Here is a 16,366-nt window from a genome sequence, read left to right on the forward strand (position 1 = left end):
TAGAACAGCAGGCTGGTTATTCTCCCTTGCCTGCCAGGTGACGGGCCAGCTCGTAGTTATTGCGGAAAGCATCGCCCAAAGTCCGGGCGAGGCGGGTTTCAGCCACTTTATCACGGGAGCGGACGACTTGGGTGATGGAGCCGATGGCGGTATCGTACCGGACGTTGTTCAGTTCCTCAAAGGTCTGTGTGGCGCGCGGAGGCATCCCTGAGCGGACGAGGGCCTGCCAGGCCTCTTTTTGCTCCAGATGGGTATCCACACACATCACGCGGATGAGGAAACGCAGGGTGCTGAAGGCGGCGGCAGTCCACTCTGGATGGTAGGTGAAGGCTTTGGCCTGTTCATACGGCAGCTCAGCGGGATCACTCATGTGCGCCTGATGCTCCGGGGTATAAAAATCCTTCCGTGCGGCGAGGCGGCGTAACGCGCTGCGGACCGGGCCGCCGGGTGTGCCTGCACGGTAGGACCAGACCTTCTGCCCGGCATCGCTGAGCACGAACTCGATGAATGCGGTGGCCAATTCTGACTCGGGCGCACCGCGAAACATGCCAATGGGATCGACGCTGACGGAACTGCCTCCAACTGGCATGATGAAACGCACCCGTGAGGTGCCATCGGGCCTCCTTGTTTCCTCCTCCGTGGAGCGCCCGTAATAATCAATGCACATGCCCGCTGCAGCATCGCCGCGTGCCACATCCAGGGGGATCTTGCTGGAGCTGTCGGCAAAGTAGCGTGAATTGGCACTGATGCGCTGGATCAGGTTGAGGCCCTTGCTCCAGCCTTCGTGAATGCCGGCGCTTTCGATCTCTTGCGGCGTTTTTAGATTTCCCGGATTTTGAGTCAGTCGGGTGATGGCCTCCTGCATTTCCTGCTGGATGAGCATTTCGAAAGCCTTGGTGACGGTGCCGCTGCGGCCAGGATCGGCTAGGGCCAATTGGCCAAAGAGGCGCGGGTCTGCCAGATCACGCCACTGGGAGGGTTCTTTTTCGATGCCCAAGCGCTTGAGTACATCCCGGTTAAAGACGATGCCAAAGCTGGACAGGCAGCTCGCCACCCAGCGGTCTTTTGGATCGCGGAAAGGCTCGCCACTGACCATCTCCGGGATGCCTTTGTCACTGAACCATTCGGGGTGTGTTTTCTTCAGCTCGGCGATGCCGGTGCCGGGCTCGTTTTCGGCTACGAGGGTTCCTGATTCCGCCTGGATTTGGAGGTCATAGGCCCCGCCGCCGAAGAAGACATCCATGCCGATGCCGACGCGGGATTTTAGGAAAGCCTGGCGCGCCGGATCATCCGCCGGTGCTTTGGCATTCATGAAATTTTGCGCCGTCGCCGAGGTCCACTCCTTGCCCAGTTTGCGCGTCCAGTATTGCTGAAAGGCGGCGCTGTATTCGGACTTCAGCATGACGGCGATTTCGGACGTCCCGCCGGGTACCCGCCAGTCCATGGCCACGGTTTCACCCGTCTTTTCCTTCCAATGCCGGACAAAGGCCTGGCCAAATTCCGCCCGCAGCCGCTCGGGATGCGGGGTGACGATGACCAACCTGCGGCTGGCGCTGGCGGAGGAGGCGGGCTGCGCAGGTTTCAGCAGAAAGGGCGCGAGCAGGGTGACCAGCAATGCCCCGACGATGGCGAGCTCCTTGCGCCAGCGTTTATGAAAAGGAGGGGCGGTTACGTCGGACATCAGCCCGTATCCAAGCGGAGTCTGGCCAGCAGGGCAATCCGGCTTTTCTCATCCCAGGCATGTTTTTAAAGAGCAGTGATTCCAAAAAAGAATCTTTTTCATCATCGCCAGGAGCCATCTTTTAGAGCAAAATACTTCCATGCCAGCGTCCGATACCCAGCACGATATAGACATCGCCAAGGTCAGCCAGCGTTCCAAAGACATTGAGGACAAGCTGCCGAAGCTGAAACATTGGACGGAGCAGGGAAAGATCATCCTGGAGATGGTGAAGGATTACTGGGCAGGGCGTTATCGCGAGGTGCCGTATTGGGTCATCAGTGCCAGTGCCCTGGCCATGCTGTATGTGCTCAACCCTGCGGACGTGATCCCTGATGTGATCCTGGGCGTGGGGTATCTGGATGATGCCACCGTGGTGGCTTTTTGCCTGAAGCTCATTGATCGAGAGCTGGAAAAATACAAGGCATGGCAGGCGGCACAGAAGACCGGTCAGGGGAATGGCGTCATTGTGGACGTGTGATTTCAACGGCGGTTGGATGGAATCCTCCATGGCTGAAAGCTGGCTTTGGCTGGCAAGGTAGGGTTATCTCGGGCGTATTATTCCTGACCGCCTGAAATGAAAGCTCTCGATCCCACAGCCCATGCCTTGAGTGTGAACCGCCGTGCGTTTTTGACGCAGTCGGCCTATGGGCTGGGCGGCATGGCCTTGGCGGGACTTGCTCAACAAGCCCAGGGCGGAGTGGCCGGAGCGATGCTGAAGCCACATCTGCCAGTGAAGGCGAAGCGGGTTATTTTTCTCTGCATGGCGGGCGGGCCATCGCATCTGGAAACGTTCGATTGGAAGCCGAAGCTGAAGGAGCTGGATGGCAAGCCCTTCCCGGAATCGTTTACCAAAGGCCAGCAACTGGCCCAGCTCCAGGGTGCGGAATTGACCGCACGCGGTGCCTTTTGCGACTTCAAGAAATGGGGCCAGAGCGGCCAGGAGATCTCGGAGCTGTTTCCCAACATCGGCAGCATGGCTGATGATCTATGCATCGTCCGCTCCATGCAGACGGAGCAGATCAACCATGACACGGCTCATGCCTTCATGAACACTGGCAGCATCATTAAAGGAAGGCCCAGCATGGGCTCCTGGCTGCTGTATGGTCTGGGCTGTGAGACCAGTGATCTGCCGGGGTTTGTAGTACTGACTTCCGCCGGTAAATCCGGACAGCAACCGGTATCCGCCCGGCAGTGGTCGGCGGGTATTCTGCCCAGCAAGTATCAGGGTATCCAGTTCCAGGCCAAAGGCCAGCCGGTGCATTATCTAGGCAGTCCAGACGGTGTCTGCCAGAGCACCCAGCGGCAGGTGGTGGAGGAAGTGCAGCGCCTGAATGGCATGTTGGCGGAGGAAAAGCTGGACCCAGAAATCCAGACCCGCATCGCCCAGTATGAAATGGCTTTTAAAATGCAGGCCAGTGTGCCGGACCTGACGGATGTGAAAAGCGAGCCGCAGCACATCCTGGATATGTATGGTGTGAAAGAGCCGGGGGATGGCAGCTTCGCGTCCAACTGTTTGTTAGCCCGCCGGATGGCGGAGCGCGGTGTGCGCATGATCCAGCTCTACCATCGTGCCTGGGATCACCATGGCGGCATTGTGGATGGAATGAAATCCGCCGCTCTGGATGTGGACCGTGCCACGGCGGGCCTGATCAAAGACCTCAAACAGCGCGGCATGCTGGATGATACGCTCATCCTGTGGGGTGGGGAATTTGGCCGTACGCCGATGGGGCAGGGGACGGGACGTGACCACCACATCCTGGCCTTCAATGTCTTCATGGCCGGGGGCGGGGTGAAGCCAGGTTTCAGCTACGGAGCCACGGATGAGCTGGGCTATCGCGCTGTGGAGGATGTCGTGCATGTGCACGATCTGCACACCACCATGCTGCATCTGCTGGGCATTGATCACAAACGCCTGACGGTTAAATATCAAGGTCTGGACGTCCGCCTGACGGGAGTAGCAGGAAATCTGGTGAAGAAGCTGATCGCCTGATCTTTACATCCGGCCGGGTTCGGCGTCAGTATGTCATTCATGCTGTGGCGCATTCTATCAGCGGTTGTGGTGCTCTTCTGGGCGGTGATGACTGGACTCATCATCCGGGACACGTATTTCCCGGACCACTCGCGCTTCGCCGTGGTGCCGCCCAAGTTTGTCTTTGACCTCTTTCTGACGGAGGCTGCGGCGTTTAATAACACGCTGCATCTTTATCATGAAAAGGAAAAGATCGGCCATACCACCTTCACCATCAGGCGTGACGGGAATGTTGAGGAGGATGAGGAAGCGCCTGTGTATGCTGTGCTGGCTTCCGGCTCCATGGACTTGAAGGAATCCCAAATCGCGGGGCATGACGTCACCTACCGCCTGACGGGAGAGCTGGAGGATGCGGAGCGGTGGAGCAGCTTTGATCTGGAATTGAAGTCCGTTTCTGCGGATATGCAGGCCACGGTGATCTGGAAAACAGGGGATAAACTGCCTGCCATCGAAGTAAAAAAAGCAGGGCAACTGGTCATGAATACCCAGTTCATCCAGACCATGATGGCAATGAAGGGCGCGTTTGGCGGGGAAACGGACTGGCTGGCCCAGCTAACCAAAGTGCGGGAAGGTGCCCAGGCGATGCCGCTGAAAGCACGCGAGGGCATCATGGAACTGGCTGGCAAACAACGCCGTTGTTACATCGTCACCCTGGATGTTTTGCAGATGGAGGAGGTGCGTCTTTATTTTACTGAGGTGGGGGAACTGGCCCGCATCGAATTTCCCCAAGGATACCGTTTCATCGAGCCGATGATGCACGGTCTAGAGCGGGGCATGAATACCCTGGAGTGAGTGGTGTTCAGGCAGCCTTCAATTGCCAGCGTGCGCGGTGGATGGTCCGGCCACTTTCTAACCAGTGACTTTCAAAATCCGTGACGGGATAAAAGAAGGCGTCTTCCGGCCATTCCAGAAGCGCAAAGTCTGGTCGTGCGGCGAAGCTGGCCAGCGCGTCTTCATAATAAACGCGGTCGTCCGTTTTGAGCAGAAATTCCCCTCCCGGCTGGAGCACCCGCGCCAGGCCGTTGAGGAATTCATCCTGGTTCACCAAGCGGCGTGCCGCGTGTTTCTTTTTCGGCCACGGATCCGGGCACAGGAGATGCAGACGGGTCACGGAGGCGGCAGGCAGCAGCCAGCCGACGGTGTAGCCGCTCTCCAGGCGCATCACTTTTGCATTGGTGAGGCCCTTGCGGTCGATCTTGCGGCTGGTCTTGGAGACGCGGCCGAGCATGCGTTCCACGCCTAGATAATCACGGTCAGGATGCTCTGCCGCCATGCCCACCAGGAAGGTGCCGTCTCCACAGCCCAGCTCCACCTCCAGCAGGCGGGTGGCATCTGGGAAAATCTCGGCTGGCTGAAGTTCACGAAAATAATGAGGCGGGATAAAGAGAGACATTACGATTACAAATCAGCCGTGACTTTGACCGCAGTGCAACGTAATCCGTAATGCCGTGGCAATTGTCACCGTTTCACGAACCTGAAACTTACTATCCTACCATGAATCGCCGCTTTTTCATTACCACCACTGGGGCTGCCGTCGCAGGCTCTTTCATCAGCACTGGAGCCCAGGCTGCCTCCGTCATCTCACTGGAGCAGGCACCCCTGCCATATCCCTCCGCCGCCCTGGAGCCGCACATTGATGCAGCTACGATGGACATTCACTTTGGCAAACATCACGTGGCCTACATCACCAACCTGACCAAGGCCCTGGAAGGAACCAAGCTCTCGGGTGACAACGTGGTGAAGCTCATCACTGACCTGTCTAAAGTGCCTGAGGCATCCCGCATGGCCGTGCGTAATAACGGCGGCGGTCACGTGAACCACACTTGGTTCTGGCAGTGGATGGCCCCTGCGGGCAGCGGAGCCACCGCCCCTGAAGGCAAGCTGGGCGAGGCAATCCAGAGCACCTTTGGCAGCCTGGATGATTTCAAAAAACTTTTCGGTGAAGCCGGCACGAAGCGCTTCGGCTCCGGCTGGGCCTGGCTGATCGTCAAGGCCGATGGCAAACTGGCCGTCACCTCCACGCCTAACCAGGACAATCCCCTCATGAAGGGCGTAGTGCCGGATACAGATCTGGGCACACCGATCCTGGGTCTGGATGTATGGGAGCACGCTTATTACCTGAAATATCAGAATAAGCGCCCGGACTACATCACCGCCTGGTGGAATGTGGTGAACTGGGATGCCGTGGCCAAGGGCTATGCCGCCGCCAAGGAAGCCTAAGAAGGCGATGAGGGGAATGGCTGAGGGAATCCAGGCGCATGGCCTGCTATTCAAGAATCTCACCATTCCCCTCTCATCCCCCTAAAGTGGGGTGTGAGAGACTGTGAAATGTCTCGTCAGAGCGCGTTTAAATCATCACACTGATGATCACCATGACCCGCGCTCTTTCATTTCTTTTGTTTCCCGGCTTCCTGCTGGCCGCTGATGTCCCGGATGATGCCAAGGATGCCGCGCAGAATGACTCCACGCCTATCCCAAAGGTGACACCTCTGGTGAAGTGGACCTTTGACGCCAAAGAACCCGGCGTGCTGAAGGGCAAAGCCAGCATTGATGCCACTGGGCCGCAGAAGCCGATCTATCCTGGTTTTCCCAAAGGGAACAAAGCGGCCGTTTTTACGGGCAAAGACAGCTATATTCAAGTCCGCGAGGCCGACCTGCCAGAAACAAATCTGCGTTTTGTGCAAGGCGAGACGATCAGCATCGAGGCCTGGGTCAATGCTGAAGAACTGGGTAACGGCAAGTATGTCTATCTCGTCGGCAAAGGTCGTAACAAGGCCAAAGGCTTCACGGCCGAGAACCAGAACTGGGCGCTGCGCCTGAAGGGTGAAGATGGCGAAGCACGCCCCTGCTTCCTCTTCCGCAGCCGCAACAAAGCCGGTGCGGAAAATTATCACCGCTGGGTTTCCAAGGAAGGCTTCAGCCCCGGCTCCGGTTGGCATCACATCGCCGTGACCTACACCTTTGGGAAACCGGAGACGATGAAGGCCTATGTGGACGGCAAGAAGACCCCCGGTGGTGTCTGGGACATCGCAGGCAAGTCCACCGAACCGCCGGTGAGTGATGCCGATGATGTCATGATCGGCACCGGCTACGGCGGCGGTTCAGGCAATACCCTGAACGGTGCCCTGGATGAAATCGCCATCTATCGCGAGATCCTCCCGGAGGCCTTGCTGGCCCAGCGTTACCAGTTCCAGCCGCCACCACCAGCCATTGATGCCAAAAAACTGCCGAAGGGTCAGGTGCTGGTTCAGATTTGTGAAGAAGGCGTGCCGCCGAAAAACTCCTGGCCTGCCATGCCTCCGACGGCCAGCGAGACCTACACGCTGGATGTCTTTGGCCTGTCTGAAGTGCCGCAGAAGTATGTGGAAACAGGTGTGCGCGGTGACCGCCCCATCCCCTATCTCCTTCGTGCTGCCTCGGTGGTGAATCTGCCTGCGGGCAAGCATCGCCTGCTGGTGCGTGGTCGCAGTGCCACCCGTCTGCACATTGATGGCAAGCCGTTCCTGGACCTCCCCTTTGCCCGTTCGGATACCGGCGGTCATGGCCGTGTGGCTGAGCAGGATGTTTACCTGAACCTGGGCCCCGACTTCCGTTTTGCACCTCCTGGGACTCAGGAAACCTGGGCGGAGTTTGAAACCAAGGGTGGTGAGCATCTGTTCGTGATTGAAAGCATGATCGGTGGTGCTGTAGGCAGTGCCAGAAAGCGTCCTGAAACCGGTGAAACCGTGCTGGCCATTTCCTATGAAGGCAGTGAAAACTGGGAACTCATGAGCCCCGGTAAAACCAAGGTGGCCTACAATGACGTAGGCTGGACTGCCTATGAAAAGCAGCAGACAGCCCGCCTGACTGAGATGAACGCCAAGCGCCGTGCTGAGGTGCGTGCCCAGCATGATGGCTACTGGAAAAAGCGTCGTGAAGCCGCTGCCGAGTGGCTGGCCAGCGCCCCTGCTGTGAAAGTGCCCGCACCGGTGAAAGGCTATCCTGTCAGCAATGAAGTGGACCTTTTTCTCAATGCCAAAATCGCTGCCGTTTCCTTCCAGTATTCTGCCGCCAAGAAGGATGGAGTGAACTTCTACAAAGAGGTGATGCCCATCCTGGAAGCGAACTGCTTTAGCTGCCACCAGGGCAGCAAGACCAAGGGTGATTTGAAGCTCGACTCCCTGGCAGATGCGCTGAAAGGCGGCGAATCCGACGGCCCTGCGATCGTCCCCGGCAAGCCTGAAAAAAGCTCTTTGCTCGCCCGCATCAGCACCACCGATGAAGATTACATCATGCCTCCCAAGGGGCACCCGCTGAAGAAGGAACAGATTGACGTGATCCAGCGCTGGATCAGTGAAGGCGCCGTGTGGCCGGAGATGAATGTGGACCGCATCGAGATCACCGCCCTCAGCGATGACCTGGCCTTCCTGCGCCGTGTCACTCTGGATACCGTCGGCGTGGTGCCGACTCTGGAAGAAATCTCCGCCTTCACCGCAGACACCTCCAAGGACAAGCGCGCCAAAGTCATTGAACGCCTCCTTTCCGACAAACGCTGGGCCGACAAATGGATGGGCTACTGGCAGGATGCCCTGGCGGAAAATCCGAACATCCTGAATCCTACGCTGAACAACACTGGCCCCTTCCGCTGGTATCTGCATGAAGCCTTGGAGGACGACCGCCCCATGGACCTCGTGGTGACAGAACTCCTGCAAATGAAAGGCAGCGAGCGCTTCGGTGGCCCTGCCGGATTTGGCACCGCCTCCGGCAATGACGTGCCCATGGCGGCCAAAGGCACCATCATCAGCACCGCCTTCCTCGGTGTCGAAATGAAGTGCGCACGCTGCCATGATGCTCCTGCTCACAAGAGCCTGCAGCAGGACCTCTTCGAACTGGCCGCCATGCTGCAAATGAAAGCAGTGGACGTGCCCAAGACCAGCAGCGTGCCCATGGACAAGCTGCATGAAGGCGGCCGCAAGCCCCTCATCCAGGTCACTCTGCAACCAGGGACCAAAGTGGACCCCGCCTGGCCGTTTGAAGAATTTGCTCCAGCCTCCGTCGCCGATACGCTGGCCCAGGATCCCAAGGATTCCCGTGACCGCCTCGCCACCCTCATCACAGCTCCGCAGAATGAGCGCTTTGCCCAGGTCATCGCCAACCGCCTCTGGCAGCAGTTCATGGGGCGTGGCATTGTGGAGCCCGTGGAAGATTGGGAAAAGGGCAAGCCTTCTCATCCTGAACTCATCCAGTGGTTAGGCCGTGAGTTTGTGCGCGGTGGTTACAGCATGAAAAATCTCTCCCGCATCATCCTCAGTTCCCACGCCTATCAGCGTGCCACGGATTCGAAGCTCACGGCCACCAGCCCGCTCTTCGCCTCCCCGGCACCCCGCCGTCTGGCCGCCGAGCAGATCGTGGACGCTTTGTTTGCCGCCACCGGCAAGCCGTTCCGGACTGAGGAAGTCAGCCTGGACATCGATGGTCGCCGCGACATGAAGAGCTCCATTTCCCTGGGGAATCCTACCCGCGCCTGGATGCTGGCCAGCACCAGCAACGAGCGTGACCGCCCCAGCCTGAGCCTGCCCCGTATCCAGGCCGTGTGCGACGTGCTCGAGGCCTTCGGCTGGCGCGGTTCCCGTCAGGACCCGGTCAGCAGCCGTGAAAATTCCCCGAATGCGCTGCAGCCTGCCATCTTGAGCAACGGCACCGTCGCTGTCTGGCTCACCCGTCTGAGCGATGACCACGGCATCACCAGCTTGGCATTGCAAGACATGCCGTTAGACCAGCTCGTGGATACGCTCTACCTGCGCCTGCTGACCCGCAAGCCGACCGCTGCCGAGCGTGAGCAATACATCGCCTACCTCAGTGAAGGGTATGACTCCCGCATGCAGGAAGTCTCCCCGCCAGTGTCTGGTCCGCGCTACCGCACCAAATACGTCTCCTGGACTAACCATCTGGATGCAGAAGCCAATGCCCTGCGCATGGAGGAAGAAACCGCCGCCCGCGCGGGTGATCCCCCAACGGAACGCCTCAAAGAAGAATGGCGCAACCGCCTCGAAGACGTCCTCTGGGCCCTCCTCAACGCCCCCGAATGGGTCTTTGCACCTTGATCATTGAGTCCAGATTTTGATTTTGAGTTCTGATCCCAGTGAGGTTAAAATTCCATCATGAGCACCACCACCGCCACCTCGGCAGATCCAAAGGACCAGCGGCCGCTCCTGCATTCGGAGATTGACCGGTTGCCGGATGCTCGCTTGGGCCTGGCTCACCGGGTGCTTCTTGAAATTGAGTTGGAGCAACGGACTGCGGAGCTTGACGATGCGGCGGATGCCGCCCGTCAGGCGGGGCGTCTCACGCCTGAACGCATCGCTGCTTAACTTTGAATCACACCACCATGACCGCCGCTGCTGAATCTTTGATGGGCACTCTGCTGACACTGCCGGAAGAAGACCGCTTGGAAATTGCCGAGCGTCTTCAAGACAGTTTTTCCGGCGTGCCTGCCGATGAAGTGCTCACCGACGATATGAAAGCCACCCTGGACCGCCGCTGGGACGAGATCGTAAGCGGCAGGGTGCAGTGTGAGGATGCTTTTGCTGTGCTTGACCGCATTGAAAGGAGGCATCGTGAACGAATTCAGTCAGCATCCTGAAGTCGAGAATGAAATTGAAGAGATCGTTATTTACTTGGAGGGAACAGGTCTTTGGAATGCAGACAGGTTTATTGAGAGATTCCGCGAGAGCCTGCGCGGAATTCTCCAAAACCCAAAATCCTGTCATTTCGTCCATGAGAGTTACCGCCGCTCGAATCTGAAACAGTTCCCATACGCCATCATTTACCGCGAACGTAAAGATGACGTCCATGTAATAGCCGTGATGCATACTAAACGCCACCCGGACTACTGGAAGACCCGTATTCAGGACGACCACGAGTGACTGCTTATTAAACGAGCCTTGCTGCGCCAGCCTAACCTAGACCACCGTGGACACACCCCCCACGAAAGTGATAGCAATAGAAATATGAAAAGCGCTCCGAAAAGCGTTTGATACATTAACCATGAAACGCCGCCACTTCCTCCAAACTGCCGCCCTGGCTCCTTTTGCCTCCATGGGCGTTCGCGCCAGCACCACCGCGCCGATCCCAATGGGCAAGGCTGAGAATTGCATCTTCATCTGGTTAGGCGGCGGCATGTGCCAGATTGATACCTTTGATCCCAAGGCTCTCGGAGATCCCAAGGCCAATCCGAAAAAGGCAGGCTCTGCCTATCCATCCATCGAGACCTCCGTCCCAGGGGTGCGGGTGTGTGAGCACCTGCCCAAAACCGCACGCCAGATGGAGCACGTCACCGCTGTCCGTACCGTGTTTCACAATGTGATCAACGAGCACGCCATCGCCACAAACTTCGTCCATACAGGACGCCCAGTCAGTGGCAATGCTAGCTATCCCTCCATCGGCTCCATCGTCGCCCATCAGCGTGGCGCGGCAAATCCGAAGGTGCCCGCTTACATGCTCATCGGTTATCCCAGCCCCAGCCGTGGTCCTGGTTTCCTGGGGGCCAAATATGGCAATATTTACCTGTCGGACACCAAGGCAGGCCCCTCCGGCTTCACCCGTCCTGAGTATGTCACTTCTCAGCGCGTGAGCGCCCGCGAAAAACTCCTGAAACCTCTTCAGGAACGCGCCGCCCAGGATTCCTCCCTGGCGGATTACGAGGCCGCTCAGCGTGAAGGCCTGCGCCTGGCTGGTCCTGAGTTCATGCGCAATTTTAACCTCGACGAAGAATCCTCCGACCTCCGCAACGCCTACGGCAGCGAGTTCGGCCAGCGCTGCCTCCTGGCCCGTCGCCTCATTCAGGACGGTGTCCGGTTCATCGAAGTCTCGCACAACCTCGGCTTCGTCAATGGCACAGGCTGGGACACCCACAACGACGGCCAGCTGAACCAGCATCTGCTCATCAAGGACCTGGATGATGCCCTGGCGACCCTCATTGCGGACCTGAAGGCGCATGGCATTCTGGACAAGACCCTCATCGCCATCGGCACTGAATTCGGCCGCCCGCCGGAGTTCGATGGCGGCGGCGGTCGCGGTCACCAGTGCACCACCTTTAGCATGATCCTGGCCGGCGGTGGCCTGAAGCATTGCGGTGCCTATGGTGTCACAGATGACCTTTCCAAAAAGATCGTCGAAAATCCCGTCTCCACCCCGGATTTCCACGCCACCATCCATGCCGCCCTGGGCATCAACCCCTCCCATGAATTGATGGATGCCTCCCGTCCGGTGCCGATCACCGATGGCGGCAAGCCTATCGCAGCCCTTTTTGGCTGAACAGACGAGGGCACCGCCACTGCAAAACCTGAAAGTGCATTCGACAAAGATTGAATCCTGAGGCATCCCGAAGCGTTTAATTTTTGTCCATGCGGTTCCTCATCAAAGCCATTCGCTTCATTCTTCCTGTCATCGTGCTGGGAGGCTGCGTCCTCGTGGCGTGGTGGTTGCTGTCCCATCCGCCCGAACAGAAAAAGATGGAGATGCCCCCCACGCTCGTCCGCGTGGAGGGCACCGTGTTAAACAAGACCAGCTATGATCTGCGCGTGCGCTCCCAGGGCACCGTGCAGCCACGCACCACCAGCACCCTGCTGCCAGAGGTAAGCGGAAAGATCATAGAAATCAGCCCGTCCTTCCGCCCCGGTGGATTCTTCGGCCAGGGAGATGTCCTCATGCGTCTGGATCCGCTGGATTACGAAACCGCCATCGTCATCAGCAAAGCCGCGCTGGCCCAGGCGGAAGTCATGCTGGCGGAGGAAAAAGCCCGGGCGGATCAGGCCGTGGAAAACTGGCGTGCCATGGGCCGCACCGGCACCCCGTCCGCCCTCGTCACCCGCACTCCCCAACTGGCAAAAGCCGAGGCCGATGTCGCCTCCACCAAGGCACAAGTCATCAAGGCAGAGCGTGACCTGGAGCGTACCACCGTTCGCGCTCCTTATGCCTGCCAGGTGCTGGAGCAGGCCGTGGACATCGGCCAGTTCGTCGGGCAGGGGACCATCCTCGGTCGCATCTTTGCCGTGGATTATGTGGAGATTCGCCTTCCCCTGCCGGAGCGTGAGAGCCAGTTCCTAAAGCTCCCCCAATCCTTCAGCGACCAAAGCACCGCCTCCGTGGATGGAGCCACCGTGTATCTGAAATCCGTCATCGCAGGCAAGCCCGTCGCCTGGGAGGGAAAAATCGTGCGTGTGGAAGGCTCCCTGGATGCGGAGACCCGCCAGTCCACCGCCGTCGCCCAGGTCACCGATCCGTACGCCCGGCGTGCCGATGGATCTCCGCCGCTCACCATCGGCGCTTTTGTCGAAGCTGAAATCGCCGGTGAACCTCTTCAGGACGTCTACATCATTCCCCGCAATGCCGTCCGTGCAGGCAATGAGATCATCCTCATCGACCAGCCGCAGAATACCCTCCGCCGCATGACCGTGGAGCCCATGGTCAGCAACGAAGATCACATCGTCGTCTCCGCCAGTGCCGCCAAGGCCCCAAAGCCCGGTGATATCCTCTGCCTCACCCCCATTCCTTTCCCCGCTGACGGTGCCCGCGTCGTCCCCACCATTGATGGGAAAAACCCACCGGGCGGCGAAAAAAAGGCCAAACCCGAGCCGAAACCCAAGCTCACCCAGGCCAAACCCACAGCCACCTAACCTTTTTGGCGGGAGACCCCGTGAAAATTTTTGCCGCTGCGGTTGCACGCGTGAAATTGAGCAGTATTCTGCCAACCCTCACCTCATTACCCCGTGGTGTAATGGTAACACAGGAGATTTTGGATCTCTCGTTCATGGTTCGAATCCATGCGGGGTAGCCAAGGGCGCTAAGCGCTCAGTATCAGGCTGCTGGAACCTTGATTCTATAAGACTTCACTGAGTGGTTAAGAATAGGCAATATTGAGGAGTGGTATTCTTTAAGTATGGACCCACGCGATCAAGACATTCGGGCAGCCAGCCGCACACCCACCCGCGCTTCCTTGAGGAAAGGTCTAAAGGGGGCAGTGATAGCTATGGGGATTCTTACAGGGGTCGTGTGCATCGCCCTGATGTCCTCTCTGAGTGCCGATTCGTTCGACCAGTTCATGCGGGGAACCTGGGTGGAAAGTGGCACATGGGTGGAAACAACCGTGTACTCCCTTCCTCGGATCTTATTCTGGGTGGCGTTTAGTTTACCGATCGCTGCCATTGCGGCCAGTTTGCTGGTGAAGCGTGACTAGCAACACGTCTAGCGGCCTGATCTCTCTTTATGCCCTATGTCTTTCAGAGGGTCCAAATTTAGATCGGGATCTTGAAAACTAATCTGGAAGATACATCTGCTGAGGGAAACGAAGCGCGGCTAGCGTTCTCTGGCGGGATGAAATTCAACCGCTCCTTTGCCGTCCTTCTGGTCCCTTTGTGCCTCGCCTTTGGTTTGTTCGCCCTGGCGCAGGACAGTGATGACCGTGCCCGTCCCGCCATCATGGGGTCCACCATTTTCGATTGGACCCTGCTGCCTGTCAAAGTCAGTGAAAAGGGCGAGTCCCGCCGTGTGCTTCGCGCACCCACGGCCACGCTGGATGAACTGGAGTGCCACGTCACCACCCTGAATCCCGGCCAGGAGGCCCATCCTCCTCATCAGCATCCGGATGAGGAACTGATCATCGTCAAGGAAGGGACGGTGGAATCCCTGGTCAATGGCGAGCTCAAAATCGTCGGCCCGGGGTCCGTCATTTTTCAGGCGGCTAACCAAATGCATAGCATCCGCAATGCCGGGGATACGCCCGCCACGTATCACGTCATCAAGTGGAATTCCCCGGGCATGCTGTCGCTGAAAAAGGCAGCGAAAAAAATGCAGAAGTGACCCGCATCCGTTAGGCCAACAGCCGCTGAGCAAGGGGTGGCCACCACGTTTGAAAATAAATTCAGCAAGCTCATTTCAGCAGCGGCTCCCGATATGTCATTGCTATGAGCACTATCTCTACCCTCAATAACTTGATCGAAACTCTGAAAGATGGCCAGGAAGGCTTCCGCGCCGCATCGGAGGATGTGGAATCCTCTGACCTGAAAACCCTCTTCAGCAAATACTCGCTTCAGCGCAGCCGCTTCGCCGGTGAGCTCCAGGAAGTGGTCATCTCTCTGGGTGACCATGATCCTGCTGACAGCGGCTCCGTCTCCGGTGCTGTGCATCGCGGTTGGCTCAACCTGAAGGCGGCTCTGATGAGCAAGGATGAACACGCCGTCCTCGCTGAGTGTGAGCGCGGTGAAGACGTCGCCGTGGCGGCCTACAGCAAGGTGTTGGAAGACACCGATCTCCCGGCCAACGTCCGCTCCATCGTCCAGAAACAGGCCGCTGAAGTGAAGTCCGCACATGACAATGTGCGCAACCTTCGCGACACCCTGGCTGCTGCAAAGCGCTAATCCCCATCTCGGTGATAAAGCACGGTCAGTCGCTGACCGGCCGTGCTGAATCCCTTCTCCTTTGAGAGCCTCCGGGTTCTCTTGCTTCATCCCTTCGTCGGTGATTTCCTCACCGGAGGAGGGATGTCGTTTTAACAGGCTTACATAATCTGACCAGCGCTCCCGGAGGGAGCATGGAAAATAGCCGGTGGTGGAGGTCGCGCAGCGGCCGGGAACCACCGGACAGACGACCCCCGATGTGCAAATCCGCAAGGCGTCCCGGAGGGACGCTGGAGGTATGCCCTGACCCTAGACATGACTCCTTCACACGATCCGTCCGGCGTCCCTCCGGGACGCGATGCCCAGTGGGGGAGACGTTTCCCGCATCCGCGCTCCCTCCGGGAGCCCTGGAGTTTAGAGCCAAACTCCAATCGTCGCTTCGCGACGCCCCTATTGGCTTGAACCATTTGATCAGCGCGCGACGCAAAATCGTTTTATTCCCCTTCCTCTTCAGCAGCCAGTTTTGCCGCCTCGCGTTTGAGGATACGGCCCACGCGATGCTTGGCCAGATAGACTTGAGCCGCATTCACGCCCAGCTCCTTTTTCACCCGCTCTGGGCTCCAGCCCTTGAGCACATAACAGGAAAAGATTTGGTACTGGCGGGGTGAAACGAGCGCTTTCACACGCCGCAGGGCGATGTCCATCACCTTGTCCTGCCATTCCTTGTCCCAGAGTTTTTCCAGGGTCATGCCGTTCGGGTCCGCACAGCGGTCGATGGGGGCGGTGCGGCGGTCATCGGTTTCATCCGCATACAGATTGGCCTCACGGCTCTGCTGTTTTTTCCGCCGGCGAAACTGGTCCAGGATGCGCCAGCGCGCCTGATTCAGCAGGAAGGATTTAAAGGAACCCAGGCTGGTATCGAACTTCTTCTTTTGCAGGTTCTTGGCCACGCCGATGAAGGTCTCCTGCACCACATCACCAGCCTCATCATCACTGAGGCCAGACTTGCGCGCCACATGGAAAACGAACCCGGAATATGTACGGTAAAATTCATCCCAACTGGCCCAGTCGCTCCAGTTGTCCAGTCGCTCGATCAAGGTCTTGCGGGTTGCCGGTGAGCCGGACACCTCCTTGATCATTTCTTCGGTGATTTCTTTTGGGAGCGGTTCCTCCATGGGCAGTCAGTGTAAGTCGTCGGTTAGGCGTAGCAAAGAGTTATTTGAAACGCAGGATTCGCCATCA

The 16,366-nt window shown here is 58.2% G+C and carries 15 protein-coding genes and 1 tRNA gene; 13 read left to right on the forward strand and 3 right to left on the reverse strand.

All coding sequences use genetic code 11. The features are described 5' to 3' along the window. Nucleotides 1–16 precede the first annotated feature (16 nt). Nucleotides 17–1,681, reverse strand: coding sequence for an ABC transporter substrate-binding protein (locus EI77_RS21485; RefSeq protein WP_133797376.1), 1,665 nt, complete (start codon nucleotides 1,679–1,681; stop codon nucleotides 17–19). A 139-nt stretch (nucleotides 1,682–1,820) separates the two neighbouring features. Here EI77_RS21485 and EI77_RS21490 point away from each other — a divergent pair, with 139 nt between their 5' ends. From EI77_RS21490 to EI77_RS21500, 3 genes are all read left to right on the forward strand, one after another. Then, nucleotides 1,821–2,198 (forward strand): YkvA family protein, encoded by a 378-nt coding sequence (locus tag EI77_RS21490; protein ID WP_133797377.1) that lies wholly within the window; start codon nucleotides 1,821–1,823, stop codon nucleotides 2,196–2,198. A gap of 96 nt (nucleotides 2,199–2,294) precedes the next feature. Next, nucleotides 2,295–3,710, forward strand: coding sequence for a DUF1501 domain-containing protein (locus EI77_RS21495; RefSeq protein ID WP_133797378.1), 1,416 nt, complete (start codon nucleotides 2,295–2,297; stop codon nucleotides 3,708–3,710). A 30-nt stretch (nucleotides 3,711–3,740) separates the two neighbouring features. Next, nucleotides 3,741–4,541 carry a hypothetical protein gene (locus EI77_RS21500; protein ID WP_133797379.1) on the forward strand — a complete coding sequence of 267 codons (801 nt, stop codon included), beginning with the start codon at nucleotides 3,741–3,743 and terminating at the stop codon, nucleotides 4,539–4,541. A gap of 7 nt (nucleotides 4,542–4,548) precedes the next feature. Here EI77_RS21500 and trmB read toward each other — a convergent pair whose 3' ends face one another. Continuing rightward, nucleotides 4,549–5,142: a tRNA (guanosine(46)-N7)-methyltransferase TrmB gene (gene trmB, locus EI77_RS21505; protein WP_133797380.1), complete on the reverse strand. Its 594-nt coding sequence runs from the start codon at nucleotides 5,140–5,142 to the stop codon at nucleotides 4,549–4,551. A 185-nt stretch (nucleotides 5,143–5,327) separates the two neighbouring features. On the opposite strand from trmB, the gene EI77_RS21510 reads away from it, so the two are divergent. The 10 genes from EI77_RS21510 (at nucleotide 5,328) to EI77_RS21555 (ending at nucleotide 15,145) form a co-directional block, all read left to right on the forward strand. After that, nucleotides 5,328–5,969 (forward strand): superoxide dismutase, encoded by a 642-nt coding sequence (locus tag EI77_RS21510; RefSeq protein WP_425606570.1) that lies wholly within the window; start codon nucleotides 5,328–5,330, stop codon nucleotides 5,967–5,969. A gap of 152 nt (nucleotides 5,970–6,121) precedes the next feature. Next, on the forward strand, nucleotides 6,122–9,832 hold the full coding sequence (locus EI77_RS21515; protein ID WP_243838987.1) for a DUF1553 domain-containing protein: 3,711 nt from the start codon (nucleotides 6,122–6,124) through the stop codon (nucleotides 9,830–9,832). 57 nt (nucleotides 9,833–9,889) lie between these two features. Further along, entirely contained in the window at nucleotides 9,890–10,099 is a 210-nt protein-coding gene (locus EI77_RS21520) for a hypothetical protein (RefSeq protein ID WP_133797383.1), read from the forward strand. A gap of 17 nt (nucleotides 10,100–10,116) precedes the next feature. Beyond that, nucleotides 10,117–10,371, forward strand: a complete 255-nt coding sequence (locus EI77_RS21525) for an addiction module protein (RefSeq protein ID WP_133797384.1) — start codon at nucleotides 10,117–10,119, stop codon at nucleotides 10,369–10,371. Continuing rightward, nucleotides 10,346–10,654, forward strand: a complete 309-nt coding sequence (locus EI77_RS21530; protein ID WP_166647433.1) for a type II toxin-antitoxin system RelE/ParE family toxin — start codon at nucleotides 10,346–10,348, stop codon at nucleotides 10,652–10,654. The genes EI77_RS21525 and EI77_RS21530 overlap by 26 nt, the downstream gene beginning before the upstream one ends. Before the next feature lie 121 nt (nucleotides 10,655–10,775). Next, nucleotides 10,776–12,044, forward strand: coding sequence for a DUF1501 domain-containing protein (locus tag EI77_RS21535; RefSeq protein ID WP_133797386.1), 1,269 nt, complete (start codon nucleotides 10,776–10,778; stop codon nucleotides 12,042–12,044). An 89-nt stretch (nucleotides 12,045–12,133) separates the two neighbouring features. Continuing rightward, on the forward strand, nucleotides 12,134–13,405 hold the full coding sequence (locus EI77_RS21540) for an efflux RND transporter periplasmic adaptor subunit (RefSeq protein WP_133797387.1): 1,272 nt from the start codon (nucleotides 12,134–12,136) through the stop codon (nucleotides 13,403–13,405). A gap of 87 nt (nucleotides 13,406–13,492) precedes the next feature. Continuing rightward, nucleotides 13,493–13,566: transfer RNA gene (locus tag EI77_RS21545), tRNA-Gln, on the forward strand. 536 nt (nucleotides 13,567–14,102) lie between these two features. Beyond that, the gene (locus EI77_RS21550; protein ID WP_133797388.1) at nucleotides 14,103–14,588 is read left to right on the forward strand and encodes a cupin domain-containing protein; all 486 of its coding nucleotides are present in this window, start codon (nucleotides 14,103–14,105) and stop codon (nucleotides 14,586–14,588) included. A gap of 104 nt (nucleotides 14,589–14,692) precedes the next feature. Beyond that, on the forward strand, nucleotides 14,693–15,145 hold the full coding sequence (locus EI77_RS21555) for a PA2169 family four-helix-bundle protein (protein WP_208300442.1): 453 nt from the start codon (nucleotides 14,693–14,695) through the stop codon (nucleotides 15,143–15,145). Between the two features lie 473 nt (nucleotides 15,146–15,618). On the opposite strand, the gene EI77_RS21560 is transcribed toward EI77_RS21555, so the two are convergent. Then, nucleotides 15,619–16,299: a sigma-70 family RNA polymerase sigma factor gene (locus EI77_RS21560; protein WP_133797390.1), complete on the reverse strand. Its 681-nt coding sequence runs from the start codon at nucleotides 16,297–16,299 to the stop codon at nucleotides 15,619–15,621. Between the last annotated feature and the right edge of the window lie 67 nt (nucleotides 16,300–16,366).

The sequence above is a fragment of the Prosthecobacter fusiformis genome (assembly GCF_004364345.1).
Taxonomy (GTDB): domain Bacteria; phylum Verrucomicrobiota; class Verrucomicrobiia; order Verrucomicrobiales; family Verrucomicrobiaceae; genus Prosthecobacter; species Prosthecobacter fusiformis.